Raw genomic sequence first — 13,600 nt, 5'->3', positions numbered from 1 at the left:
TTTTATGAGAGCTGTAGTTCAACGAGTAAAAAAATCAACAGTAGAAGTTGATGGTAAAATAACCGGGGAAATCGGCCCCGGTTTATTGGTGTTTATAGGGATTGCTAAAGATGATAAACAAGAAGATGCAGACTATTTGTTGGATAAAATAATAAATTTAAGGATTTTTGAAGATGATGAACAAAAGCTTAATAATTCAGCGCTTGATTTATCCAAAGATATAATGCTGGTTTCCCAGTTTACTCTTTATGGAGACTGTCGAAAGGGAAGAAGACCCAGCTTTTTTTCTGCTGCCCCACCGAATGAGGCTGAAAAATTATATGATTATATGGTACAAGAAGCTAAGAAAAGCAGTTTGGATATTGCAACAGGTGAATTTCAAGCAATGATGGATGTTAGTTTAATTAATGATGGGCCGGTAACAATGTTAATAGACAGTAAGAAAAACTTTTAAATAAAGAAGGTGTAAAAATTGCAAATCAAGCACTTTACTGTGGGACAATTCTTAACTCGCTGTTATATAATAACTGAAAATAACAATGCTTTGATTATCGACCCGGGCGGGGATGGAGAAAAAATTTATCAGCATCTTGAAGATAATCACTTAAATTTAAAAATTATTGTAAATACTCACGCTCACTTTGATCATATAGGAGCTAATGAATTTTTACAGGAAAAAACCAAGGCTAAGATTTATATTCATCAAAATGAAGCTGATAAATTAGTCTCAGCAGAAAAAAATCTTTCTGGTTATTTTACTAAAGATGAAATTATTTCACCTCCTGCAGATAAACTTTTAAAAGAGGGAGATATAATTGATTTTGAATCTATGAAATTTGAAGTTATTCATACTCCTGGTCACAGTAGTGGAGGAATAGCTCTTTATCTTGAACAAGAAAACATTGTTTTTGTTGGAGATACTATTTTTAGTAATGGTATTGGTAGAACTGATATTAACGACAGCGACTTTGAACTTCTTAAAGAAACTATAGAAAATAAAATATTAAATCTACCAGATAAAACAGAATTTTGTCCTGGACATGGTTCAAGAGGATATATAAAAGATTTCAAGAAAAATGTTTGGCCCAAGATGATTTAAGTTGTTTGACATGATAAGTTTAATAAGTTAAAATTAAACCGGAAAAAGTAATATTAAGAAAGGAGAGTGAAGATAGTTGTTTAGTACTTTAAGAAATAATAGTAGAATTGTTGTATATATAGTTGTTGTTGCATTCGTAGTAACTGGTGCTTTTATGGGTTATGGCGCTTACTTTGATGGAGGTGGTGGAGGAGGAGGTACTCAGCCACCAACAAGTGAAAATCCAGGTGTTATTGCTGAAGTTAATAATCATGAAATATCAGAAGAAGAATTTTTTTCAGTTTTACAACAGCAGGCTCCTCAAAGAGCTTTGAGTAGCTCAGAGATAATTAGTTTTCGCTATGAGATTCTTGATTCAATTATAGAAAGACATTTAATTTTAGAAAAAGCTGATGATATTAATGTTGAAGTAGAAGTTGCAGAAGCAGAAGTTGAAGAAAATTACAATGCTCTTTTAGAGGAAAATGAAATAACTGAAGAAGAGTTGGTTGAAAACCTGTCTGAACAGGGTTTTACCTTAGGTGATCTGAAAGATGATATTAGAAGAAATCTAGAACGCTCAAAAAGATTGACTCAGACTATAGATGAAGCTATAGGGGAGATTGAGGTTTCTGAAGCGGAAATAGAAGAACTTTATTTAGAGCGTTATCCAGAAGAAGAGACAGCTCTAGCTGATGTTGAAGCAGAGCTAGAAGATGAAATAAGGGAAGGTAAAAGAAATGAAGCTGTTATAGATTGGTTAGAAGGACTTAAATCAGAGGCAGAGATTGTAATTAACGAACCAGTTTTAAGTGCTTATCATGAATATCAAACTGAAAATTATGAAGAAGCAGTAGAACAATTTTCTTCCTTTATTGAGTTAGAAAGCAACCCAGTTTTTTATAATTATTTAGCTTTATCACACTCAGCGCTAGGTAATTATGAGGCTGCTGAAGAAATTTTCTCAGAAGCTATCACAGAATTTCCTAATGATAATGATATCGGTTTTAATTATGCCCAGCTTTTAGTTGAACAGAATAAAGAAGCTGAAGCTATAGAAATATTAAATGATATTTCTGATAGAGCAGGAAATGATTTTATGACCCGATATCAGTTATTTATTATGTTTAGTCAATTAGGTGCAGAAGAAGAAGCAAATAATGAATTAGAAACAATTCAAGGTTTAAGTGAGGAAATGGAAGAAGAGGAAGATATGCCAGCTCTAGAAGAAGATATTTTAGAAGAAGAAATGGAAGATATTGAAATAGAAGATACAGAAGAAGATATTTCAGTAGAAGATCCAATTAATTAATTATATTAAACTTCAATCTATCAGCCTTTTTATCCGTTAAAGCTGGATAAAATTGCTGATAGATTTTCTAAAATTTTTTAAAAAAAGAATAAAACAGAAGGTGAATTATTAATGAAATTTAATGCTCCAAGAGGTACAAATGACATACTTCCACCAGAAATAAAGAAGTGGCAGTACATAGAAGATTTAACTCATAAGCTTTTTACAAATTATAATTATCAAGAGATTAGAACTCCGATCTTTGAATATACAGAATTATTTCAGCGAGGTATAGGTGAAGTTACAGATATTGTTGAAAAAGAAATGTATACTTTTGAAGACAAGTCTGGTAGAAGTATAACTTTAAGGCCGGAAGGAACTGCTTCAGTAATTCGTTCTTTTTTAGAAAATAAAATTTATGGTCAAGCACAACCAACTAAATATTATTATATTGGACCTATGTTTCGTTATGAAAGACCTCAATCAGGAAGGTTTAGGCAGTTCCATCAATTAGGAGTTGAAGCAATTGCCTCAGATGATCCTGCTTTAGATGCAGAGATAATATCTCTGGGTATTCGCTTAATGGAGGAGCTGGGCTTAGAAGATTTCGAACTTCATTTAAATAGTGTTGGCTGTAAGAGCTGTCGACCTAAATATGTGAAAAAACTAAAATCTTTTTTAATCGAAAACAAAGAGGATCTTTGTGATAAATGTCGAGAAAGAATTGAAAGAAATCCTTTAAGAGTTCTGGACTGTAAAAATCAGAGCTGTCAGTCTGTAATTAAAGGTGCTCCTAAAATTACTGAGCATTTATGTCCTGAATGTGATGAGCATTTTTCTGAAGTTCAGTCATTTTTGGATATCTTGAATATTGAATATAATATTAATCCATTATTAGTTAGAGGTTTGGATTATTATACAAATACAGCTTTTGAAATCAAAGACAATGCTCTTGGTGCTCAAAATACTGTTTTTGGTGGTGGGCGTTATAATGGATTGGCTGAAGAGATTGGAAATCGTGATATACCAGGTATTGGTTTTGCACTTGGTATAGAAAGACTTCTATTATCTCTGGATGCTAAAGGTATCGAGGTAGCTGAAGAAGCCGGCATTGACCTCTACATTACAGTAATTGGGAAAAAAGCTAAACGAGAAGCTTTTAGACTCCTTGATATTTTAAGGAATGAAGATTTTAAAACTGAAATTGATTATTTAGATAGAAGTGTAGGTTCACAGATGAAATCTGCTGATCGTATGAATGCTGAATATACAATTATTATTGGTGAAGATGAGCTTGAAAATAATTCTGCTACAATCAGAAACATGAAGAGTGGAAATGAAGAAGAAATAAAACTATCGAATTTATTGGAAGTAATGAAGCAGCTAGTAGATAAGGAGGAAATTTAAGATGGGCGAGACAATAAAGGACTTTAAGAGGACCCACCTGTGTGGAGAAATTTCTAAAAAAAATGAAAGCCAGGAAATAATAATTATGGGTTGGGTTCAAAAAAGGCGAGATCATGGTGGAGTGATTTTTGCTGATATAAGAGATAGATCAGGTATTATTCAGGTAGTATTTAATCCAGATATCGGTGAAGAATCTTTTTCAAAAGCTGATCAATTACGGTCAGAATATGTGGTCGCTGTTAAAGGTGAAGTAGAACTTAGACCTGAAGGTAACATTAATCCAGATATTTATACTGGTGAAATTGAAATTAAATGTCAAGAGCTAAGAATACTTGATAAAGCTAAAACACCACCTATTCAGGTTGAAGATGATATTGATGCCGGAGAAGATATAAGATTAAAGTATAGGTATTTAGATTTAAGAAGACCTAAAATGACTCAAATTGTGGGTTTAAGACACAAAATAACAAAAGCGACAAGAGATTATCTTGATCAAAATGGTTTTTGGGAAATTGAAACACCTATTTTAACTAAAAGTACTCCTGAAGGAGCAAGAGATTATCTTGTTCCAAGTAGAGTAAATCCTGGTCAATTTTTTGCTTTACCACAATCACCACAAATTTTTAAACAGTTATTAATGGTTTCAGGTATGGAAAGATATTTTCAAATAGCTCGCTGTTTTAGAGATGAAGATTTAAGGGCAAATAGGCAGCCAGAATTTACCCAGATTGATATGGAAATGTCTTTTGTAAATAGAGAAGATGTGTTTGAGATAACTAATGGTTTAATGAAAAAAATATTTGCTGAAGTTGATATTGATGTGCCTGACAAAATCAAAAAAATGTCTTATCAGGAAGCTATGGAAAGGTTTGGAACTGATAAACCAGACTTGCGATTTGGAATGGAATTAAAAGATCTTTCCCCAATCGTCGAAAATAGTAATTTTAATATATTTAGTGGTACAGTAAAATCTGGAGGTCAGGTCAAAGGTATCAATTATAAAGGAGGAGCAGATTCTTCTAGGAGTATAATTGATAATTTTGAAGAACATGTCAAACTTTTTAAGGCAAAAGGTCTGGCCTGGATTGCCCTTCGTGATGGTGAATTGAAATCTCCGATTGCTAAATTCTTATCTAAGGAAGAGCTTGATAATATTTTAACTAAAATGAATGCTGAAGAGGGAGATTTATTGTTAATAGTTGCTGATAAAGCTTCTATTGTTGCAAATGCTTTATCTAATCTGCGTTTGAAAATAGCTAAAGACTTCGATTTAATCCCTTCTGAAGTATATAAATTTGTTTGGATTATTGATTTTCCTTTATTTGAATATGATGAAGAAGAAGATTGTTTTCAATCTAAACATCATCCTTTTGCAGCACCAGTTGATGAGGATATTGATAAATTAGAAAAAGATCCCGCTTCAGTTAGAGCTGATGCTTATGATCTTGTTTTAAATGGTGAAGAACTTGGTGGTGGAAGTATCAGGATTAATAATCGGCCTTTACAGCAAAAAGTCTTTTCAGTGCTTTCTATGAGCGAGAAAGAACAGCAAGAAAAATTCGGCTTTTTACTAGAAGCATTTGATTATGGGACACCACCACATGGTGGAATTGCTTTTGGAATGGATCGCCTGATGATGATAACTGCCAGAACTGATTCTATTAGGGATGTAATTGCTTTTCCAAAAACCCAGAGAGCAACTTCTCTTTTAACAAATGCACCATCGAAAGTTTCAAAAAAACAGCTTAAAGAATTAGGGCTTTCTCTACGTTCTTAAAAAGCAATATTACTATAAAATTCAAAAGCAAAATATGGATAAAATGTTTTCATAATTGCTTGCAGAATAGGAACATTTATGTTAATATTATTATAGGTTAAAGATAATAAAAAAATGAAAATTAATCTGCTATGTGCGATAATGATTAACAAAATTTTGACCAACACTTACACATAGGGAGCCTGGTCTCTACCTGCAGCGTATAAGCCTTAGATGGACATACAAACCAGGGAGGAGGGCACCCACTTGGCAGACAGGGATCAAAATTAATAATCAACCGGCATGGCGGATTATTTTATTTAGCTAACCAAATAATGGTTAGCTTTTTCTTTTTGCAGAATCAATTAAATTCTGCTATTATTAGTGTTAGACAGTAAATTTGTATTTATTTTTATATTATTTTGAGGTGATATAGTTGCTCACTAAAGATAAATTAAGAAAATATCATTTAGATAAGAGAAGCAAAATTACTTTTGAGAAAATTAATAAATGGAGCAAAAAGATTTGTGATAAATTTTTGAGTTTAGATGAATTAAATAATGTTCAAAAAATAATGTCATATATATCAATGCGTAAAGAAGTGAACACTTATCCTCTACTTGAATCATTAATTGAAAAAGGTTTTAAAGTTTATGCCCCTTATACAATAAAAAAAGAGGGTACCCTGGGTGCTGCTCAAATCGATGATTTAGATTTAGACCTTCAAGATGGAGTTTTTGGTGTTCAAGAACCTAAAAGAGAATTAAGGAACAAAGCGGTTCCAGATGATCTGGATATAATAATTGTACCTGGTGCAGTATATACTAAAGATGGTTATAGAATTGGTTATGGTGGAGGATATTATGATAAATTTTTAGCTGAGCATGGTCAAAATGCTTTAAAAGTTGCTTTTTGCTATGATTATTTTATTATTGATGATTTTCCAGTTGAAGACCATGACATAGCTGTTGATTTAATAATTACTGAAAATCAGATAATTAAGATTTGAAATTGAGGTGTTTTAATTGAATCTATTTGAAAATTCTGATCAAGAAAAAAAAGATCAACCACTAGCTTATAGAATGAGACCCAGAAATTTAGAGGAATTTTTTGGTCAAAAAGATATAGTAGGTGAAAACAAACTACTTAGTAGAGCAATTAAAGCTGATCGACTGCGGTCATTAATATTTTATGGGCCTCCTGGAACAGGTAAAACAAGTTTGGCTCAAGTTATAGCCAATCAGACAAAAGCAGAATTTATAAAATTAAATGCAGTGACATCTGGTGTTAAAGATATTCGAGAGGTGATTAAAAAAGCAAAATCAAATCGAAGTTTGTATAATACAAAAACTATTTTATTTATCGATGAAATTCATCGTTTTAATAAATCACAGCAGGATGCTTTATTGCCTTCAGTTGAAAATGGAACTTTGATAATGATTGGAGCAACAACGGAAAATCCTTACTTTGAAGTTAATTCACCACTTTTATCACGGTCGAGAATATTTAGACTGGAAAAATTAGAAGCATCTCAAATTTATAAAATTTTAAAAAAAGCTTTAATTAATAAAGAACGGGGATTGGGAAAATTAGAGGTTAATATTTCTGAAAAAGATCTTAGATTTATTGCTGAATTAGCTGATGGAGATGCCAGGGTTGCTTTAAATACACTTGAACTAGCAGTCTTAACAACACCTCATGACAAAAATGGGCAGATTAATTTAGATAAAGAGATTATTGAAGATTCAATGCAGAAAAGAATTTTAAACTATGATAATAAAGGAGATAACCATTATGATGTTATCTCTGCTTTTATAAAAAGCATGCGAGGTTCAGATCCAGATGCTGCTATTTATTGGTTGGCCAGGATGATTGTAAGTGGAGAGGATCCTAAGTTTATTGCAAGAAGGGTTGTTATCCATGCAGCTGAAGATGTAGGAATGGCCGATCCAACTGCATTAATAATTGCAGAGTCTGCTGCAAGAGCGGTAGAACAGATTGGTTTTCCTGAAGCCAGGATACCTCTTGCTGAAGCTGTAATTTATATTGCAACGGCTCCAAAAAGTAACTCTGTAATTAATGCTATAGATGAAGCAGTAAACTATGTTAAAAATCATGGTGCTGCTTCAGTACCTGCCCATTTAAAAGATTCTCATTATAGTGGAGCTAAAGATTTAGGGCATGGAGTAGATTATAAATATCCGCATAATTTTAATAATAATTATGTGGAGCAAAATTATTTACCAGATGAATTAAGCCAGAAAGATTTTTACAAACCCGGAAATCTTGGTAGAGAAAAAAAGGTCAAGGATTTTTTAAATTATTTAAGACAAGATCAAACTGGAGCTGAAAGTTAATTATGGCAAGAAAAAAATTAAGACCTGCTCAAAACATTGAAGTTCGACAAAATATTAAGGATAGCAAATTTTTTGGGAGTATTTTTTCTGTAAATTCTAGAAAAAATGCTGAAAAGAGAATAAATGAAATCAAAGAGAAATATAATGATGCTACTCACAATGTTTCAGCATACAGAGTTGAGGCCGGTAGGAACGAAGCTTTAGAATATTTTGATGATGATGGAGAGCCAGCTGGTTCTTCTGGTCCACCTGTATTAGAAGCTATTAAGGGTGCTGGTTTATTAAATACTGTAATAATAGTTACTAGATATTTTGGAGGAACAAAATTAGGTATTGGTGGTTTAATAAGGGCTTATGGTAATACAGCTCAACTGGCTATTAAAGAGGCTGGGATTGAAGAATTAAATGAATTTCATAAAATTGAGGTTGAAGTAAGTTTCAAAAAAATTGGGATTGTTTTAGCCCAGCTTGAAGCATTAGAAGCAGAAATAAAAGAGAGTAAATACAGCAATCAAGGAGCTGTAGTTGTTGCTGAAATAGAAGCTCATATATTAAATACTATTAAAAAAAGGCTCAAAGAGAAGACTGCTGGAGACTATAAACTTACAATTGTAAACACTTTTTTTAAATAACTAACTGGATTTAAAAAATCAACATTGACAGTGTTTTTGGCATATGTTAAAATAAGTTAAAGTTGATAACTAAAGTCAAGTTTATACGAGGTGAAAATATGAAAATTTCTACAAAAGGAAGATATGGATTGAGAGCTCTTGTTGATCTTGCTGAACATGAAGAAGGCAAAGCGATTCCAATCAGAAAAATTTCTGAAAGGCAGGACATTTCAGAACAGTATCTAGAACAGCTTTTTGCTACTTTGCGTAAAGCAAAACTAGTCAAAAGTGTTCGTGGAGCACACGGTGGCTATATGTTAAACCATGAACCGGAAGATATTAGTGTTGCTGAGATATTAACTGCCCTTGAAGGGCCACTTGTACCTGTAGATTGTGTTGTTGAAGAAAATTTTTGCAATTATGTTGATAGGTGTGTAATGCATGGTCTTTGGGAAGAAATGGCTGATGCTATTAATGAGATAATTGAAAACACTACTCTAGCTGATTTATTAGAAAGGGCTATTGCTGAAAAGAAAAATGAGAGAAGACAAAAATCAGATGATAAAAAATAAAGATATTTATTATTTTGATCATGCTTCGACAACCCCATTAAGAAAAGAAGTAATAGCTGTAATGCATGAATTTTTTAATAAGAAATATGCTAATGCTGCCAGTTCGCATTGTATGGGTCAGCAATCAGAGAAAGCTATTGAAAAGGCCAGAGAAGAACTGGCTTTATTAATTGGAGCAAATAATACTGAAGAAATAATTTTTACTTCAGGTGGGACAGAAGCAAATAATTTAGTCATTAAAGGAATTGCAATGGCCTATGCTGAACAGGGAAAACATATAATTACTTCAAGCATTGAACATCCTGCGGTTTTAGAGAGCTGCAGATTTTTAGAAAAACATCTGTCTTTTAAGCTTAGTTATTTAGATGTAGATCAGGATGGTTTTGTCAATCCTGAAGCTTTAAAAAGTTCTATCAGAGATGATACAATTTTAATTTCAATTATGGCTGCAAATAATGAGATTGGTACTATTCAAGCCATCAAAAAATTAGCAAATATTGCAGCAAAAAATGATATTTTTTTTCATACTGATGCTGTACAGGCAGTACCACAAATGAAGTTTGATGTACAAGAAATAGGTGTTGATGCACTATCCCTTTCTGCCCATAAGTTTAATGGACCTAAAGGTGTTGGAGCTCTTTATCTAAAAAGTGGAATAAAAGTAATTCCTCAGCAATCAGGTGGTAGTCAGGAGCGAAAAAGGCGGGCTGGAACAGTTAATGTCCCTGGGATTGTTGGCATGGCTAAAGCATCAGAGCTTGTCAGAAATGAGTTAGAAAGCAAAGTGGAAAAAATAAAAGATTTAAGGGATTATTTTCTTGAACGAGTTTTTTCAGAAATTAATAATATTACTTTAAATGGTGCTGATAGAAAAAATAGATTAGCTAATAATGCAAATCTGTCATTTAAAGGACTGGATGGAGAAACAATTTTATATAATTTAAGCCTTAAAAATATTGCAGTATCAACAGGCTCAGCCTGTGCTTCCGGTTCAATTGGTGTTTCACATGTCTTAAAAGCGATTTCTATCGAAAAAGAAACAGCAAAAAGTGCAGTTAGATTTACTTTTGGCCTGGAGAATAATAAATCTCAAATCGATTATCTTGTAAACAATTTGAAAGATACAGTTAAGCATTTAAGATCATTAAAATAACAATTTATATAGATGAGGGTGTAATTATTAAATGAAGAAAGTTATGATAGCAATGAGTGGTGGGGTTGATAGTTCAGTTGCTGCTGCATTATTAAAAGAAAAAGGTTATGAGGTTATTGGTGGCACAATGCATATCTTTCCTGATTATGAAGAAGCAACCGATAGAGAAGATCACTGTTGTTCTTATTCAGCAATTAGAGATGCTAAAAGAGTTGCCCAAAAACTGGAGATACCTCATTTTGTTTTTAATCTGAAAGATGAATTTCAGGAGAAAGTCATAGACTACTTTGTATATGAATACAGTAAAGCAAGAACTCCTAATCCATGTGTTATGTGTAATAAAAAAATTAAATTTGATGCTTTGCTAAGAAAAGCAAGAGAAATTGGTTGTGATTATATTGCTACTGGTCATTATTCTAAAATAGAAAAAAATAATGGTCGTTATCTCTTGAAAAAAGGTCGAGATGAAAGTAAAGATCAAAGTTATATGCTTTATGTTCTTAACCAGGAACAATTAAGTAGGGCTCTTTTTCCTTTAGGCGACTTTACAAAACAGGAAATAAGACAAAAAGCAAAAGAATTAGGTTTTGAAATACACAATAAGGCTGAAAGTCAGGAAATCTGTTTTGTGCCTGATGATGATTATGTTAGGTTTTTGGATAATAATTATCCTGAGATTTCTAAACCTGGCCCTATTTTAGATAGTGAAGGTAATAAGGTTGGAACACATAATGGAATTTCTAATTATACAATTGGCCAGAGAAGAGGATTGGGTGTAGCTCTTGGCTATCCCGCTTATGTAGTCAAACTTGATCCAGATAATAATGCTGTTATTCTTGGCGAAGATGAAGAAGTTTTTAGCAAGGGTTTATTTGCAGAGGATATTAATATTATTCCTTTTTCTTCTTTAGATGGTAAAATAGAAGTTGCTGCTCAAATTCGTTATAATAGTTATCCTGTTCCAGCAATTATTGAAAAAATTGGAGAAGATAAAATAAAAGTGGAGTTTAAAGACTCTCAAAGAGCTGTAACTCCAGGCCAGTCTGTAGTTTTTTATCTTGATGATCTGGTTTTTGGTGGTGGAATAATTAAAGAAAGTTTTTAAATTACTCCTTGACAAAGTCAAAGAGTATTGATAAGATAATAAACGTCGCATAGAAAAAGAGCAAAAAAACAAGTTCTTTTGAGCAGAAAAAATAATCAATTTTTTTGTAAAAAGTTCTTGACAAACGACAGCAGTATTGATAAGATATTAAATGTCGCTGTTAAAAACAAAAGCAATCTGTGAGGGGCGAAACTTCCCGAGCAAAGCACCAATCAAAGAAGATAGAGTGCGACGGACTCAATGACCTAGCAAGGCGCTAACCTTTTTGTATAAAAAAGAAAGCGCGTTGAACCTTGAAAATTAAACAGCAAGCCAACGTTAATATACTTTGAGTGTTAAAACTTAAAAGTAATTATTAGTTCAAAGCTTTTATATAAATAATAGAAGCCAAATCAAATTCTTTCAACGGAGAGTTTGATCCTGGCTCAGGACGAACGCTGGCGGCGTGCTTAACACATGCAAGTCGAACGGTCTACCTCGACGGAAGCCTTCGGGCGGAAGACGAGACTAGATAGTGGCGGACGGGTGAGTAACACGTGGATAACCTGTCCTCAAGTCTGGGATAACCTGGCGAAAGTCGGGCTAATCCCGGGTAAGCTGAGAGTGTGGCATCACACAATCAGAAAAGGTGCTATTAGCATCGTTTGAGGAGGGGTCCGCGGTAGATTAGCTAGCTGGTGAGGTAATGGCTCACCAGGGCAACAATCTATAGCTGGTCTGAGAGGACGATCAGTCACACTGGAACTGAGACACGGTCCAGACTCCTACGGGAGGCAGCAGTGGGGAATCTTCCACAATGGGCGAAAGCCTGATGGAGCAACGCCGCGTGAGTGAAGAAGGTCTTAGGATTGTAAAGCTCTGTCCTTAGGGAAGAACCGTGGGTATAGAAAATGATACCCACCTGACGGTACCTTTGGAGGAAGCACTGGCTAACTACGTGCCAGCAGCCGCGGTAATACGTAGAGTGCAAGCGTTGTCCGGAATTATTGGGCGTAAAGGGTACGCAGGCGGATAATCAAGTCAAGCGTGAAAGGTGTCGGCTTAACCGACAGACTGCGTTTGAAACTGGTTATCTTGAGTGTAACAGAGGAGAGTGGAATTCCTAGTGTAGTGGTGAAATACGTAGATATTAGGAAGAACACCAGTGGCGAAGGCGACTCTCTGGGTTAACACTGACGCTGAGGTACGAAAGCTGGGGGAGCGAACGGGATTAGATACCCCGGTAGTCCCAGCCGTAAACGATGGATACTAGGTGTTGGAGGTTCGAATCCTTCAGTGCCGGAGTTAACGCATTAAGTATCCCGCCTGGGGATTACGATCGCAAGATTGAAACTCAAAGGAATTGACGGGGGCCCGCACAAGCGGTGGAGCATGTGGTTTAATTCGAAGCAACGCGAAGAACCTTACCGAGAATTGACATCCCGTGACTACCTGTGAAAGCAGGGTTTGGCATTTATGTCACACGGAGACAGGTGGTGCATGGCTGTCGTCAGCTCGTGTCGTGAGATGTTGGGTTAAGTCCCGCAACGAGCGCAACCCCTGTTCTTAGTTGCCAGCGAGTAATGTCGGGGACTCTAAGAAGACTGCCGGTGAAAGTCGGAGGAAGGTGGGGATGACGTCAAGTCCTCATGCCCTTTATATCTCGGGCTACACACGTGCTACAATGGTTGGTACAGAGGGGAGCTAAGCCGCGAGGTGGAGCAAATCCTTGAAAAACCAATCCCAGTTCGGATTGCAGGCTGCAACTCGCCTGTATGAAGTTGGAATCGCTAGTAATCGCAGGTCAGCATACTGCGGTGAATACGTTCCCGGGCCTTGTACACACCGCCCGTCACACCAATCGAGTTGGATGCACCAGAAGTCATCTGCGGATGCCGAAGGTGTGTCCGGTAAGAGGGGTGAAGTCGTAACAAGGTAGCCGTACCGGAAGGTGCGGCTGGATCACCTCCTTTCTAAGGAGAGAACGTGAGCTTGCTGTTTAATTTTGAAGGTTTGCAAAAATCATTCAATAAAAATAAAAAATAGAAAAAACAAATAAATCCTGCAATAAAAGATGTGAGGATTTATATTAATTTAAAAAGAGAATGGGTCTATAGCTCAGTTGGTCAGAGCGCACGCCTGATAAGCGTGAGGTCGGTAGTTCAAATCTACCTAGACCCACCATTTCACTAATTTAGAACTACTATACGGGGGTATAGCTCAGCTGGGAGAGCGCCTGCCTTGCAAGCAGGAGGTCAGCGGTTCGAATCCGCTTACCTCCACCAATTTAA

Annotated in this window: 11 protein-coding genes, 2 tRNA genes, 1 rRNA gene and 1 other RNA gene; all 15 read left to right on the top strand. The window is 34.9% G+C overall.

Annotated features, from left to right (window positions below; all coding sequences use genetic code 11):
* The first annotated feature begins 4 nt into the window (after positions 1-4).
* The gene (dtd, locus tag HALSA_RS08365) at positions 5-454 is read left to right on the top strand and encodes a D-aminoacyl-tRNA deacylase (RefSeq protein WP_013406141.1); all 450 of its coding nucleotides are present in this window, start codon (positions 5-7) and stop codon (positions 452-454) included.
* 18 nt (positions 455-472) lie between these two features.
* Positions 473-1,099, top strand: coding sequence for an MBL fold metallo-hydrolase (locus HALSA_RS08360; RefSeq protein WP_013406140.1), 627 nt, complete (start codon positions 473-475; stop codon positions 1,097-1,099).
* Between the two features lie 76 nt (positions 1,100-1,175).
* Positions 1,176-2,390 carry a SurA N-terminal domain-containing protein gene (locus HALSA_RS08355; RefSeq protein WP_013406139.1) on the top strand — a complete coding sequence of 405 codons (1,215 nt, stop codon included), beginning with the start codon at positions 1,176-1,178 and terminating at the stop codon, positions 2,388-2,390.
* A gap of 111 nt (positions 2,391-2,501) precedes the next feature.
* Positions 2,502-3,776 carry a histidine--tRNA ligase gene (gene hisS / locus HALSA_RS08350; protein ID WP_013406138.1) on the top strand — a complete coding sequence of 425 codons (1,275 nt, stop codon included), beginning with the start codon at positions 2,502-2,504 and terminating at the stop codon, positions 3,774-3,776.
* 1 nt (position 3,777) lies between these two features.
* Complete coding sequence (gene aspS, locus HALSA_RS08345; RefSeq protein WP_013406137.1) at positions 3,778-5,553, top strand: aspartate--tRNA ligase; 1,776 nt, start codon at positions 3,778-3,780, stop codon at positions 5,551-5,553.
* Positions 5,554-5,673: 120 nt separating this feature from the next.
* Positions 5,674-5,849: non-coding RNA, 6S RNA (gene ssrS, locus HALSA_RS12660), on the top strand.
* Between the two features lie 119 nt (positions 5,850-5,968).
* Positions 5,969-6,541 (top strand): 5-formyltetrahydrofolate cyclo-ligase, encoded by a 573-nt coding sequence (locus HALSA_RS08340; RefSeq protein ID WP_013406136.1) that lies wholly within the window; start codon positions 5,969-5,971, stop codon positions 6,539-6,541.
* A 16-nt stretch (positions 6,542-6,557) separates the two neighbouring features.
* Positions 6,558-7,889, top strand: a complete 1,332-nt coding sequence (locus HALSA_RS08335) for a replication-associated recombination protein A (RefSeq protein ID WP_013406135.1) — start codon at positions 6,558-6,560, stop codon at positions 7,887-7,889.
* Between the two features lie 2 nt (positions 7,890-7,891).
* Positions 7,892-8,521, top strand: a complete 630-nt coding sequence (locus HALSA_RS08330) for a YigZ family protein (RefSeq protein WP_013406134.1) — start codon at positions 7,892-7,894, stop codon at positions 8,519-8,521.
* A 98-nt stretch (positions 8,522-8,619) separates the two neighbouring features.
* Positions 8,620-9,072, top strand: coding sequence for an RrF2 family transcriptional regulator (locus tag HALSA_RS08325; RefSeq protein ID WP_013406133.1), 453 nt, complete (start codon positions 8,620-8,622; stop codon positions 9,070-9,072).
* Positions 9,059-10,225, top strand: a complete 1,167-nt coding sequence (locus HALSA_RS08320) for a cysteine desulfurase family protein (protein WP_041596028.1) — start codon at positions 9,059-9,061, stop codon at positions 10,223-10,225. Before HALSA_RS08325 ends, HALSA_RS08320 begins: the two co-directional genes overlap by 14 nt.
* A 31-nt stretch (positions 10,226-10,256) precedes the next feature.
* Positions 10,257-11,330 carry a tRNA 2-thiouridine(34) synthase MnmA gene (mnmA, locus tag HALSA_RS08315; RefSeq protein ID WP_013406131.1) on the top strand — a complete coding sequence of 358 codons (1,074 nt, stop codon included), beginning with the start codon at positions 10,257-10,259 and terminating at the stop codon, positions 11,328-11,330.
* 402 nt (positions 11,331-11,732) lie between these two features.
* Positions 11,733-13,282 (top strand): 16S ribosomal RNA (locus tag HALSA_RS08310).
* Between the two features lie 134 nt (positions 13,283-13,416).
* Positions 13,417-13,493 (top strand) — tRNA-Ile (locus tag HALSA_RS08305).
* 25 nt (positions 13,494-13,518) lie between these two features.
* Positions 13,519-13,594, top strand: a tRNA-Ala gene (locus HALSA_RS08300).
* The last annotated feature ends 6 nt before the right edge of the window (positions 13,595-13,600 follow it).

Origin of the sequence: Halanaerobium hydrogeniformans, assembly GCF_000166415.1 — a bacterium.
In the GTDB taxonomy this organism is placed as follows: Bacteria; Bacillota; Halanaerobiia; order Halanaerobiales; family Halanaerobiaceae; genus Halanaerobium; species Halanaerobium hydrogeniformans.
The sequence above is the reverse complement of the archived record's forward strand: the minus strand, read 5'-3'. Positions and strand labels throughout refer to the sequence as shown.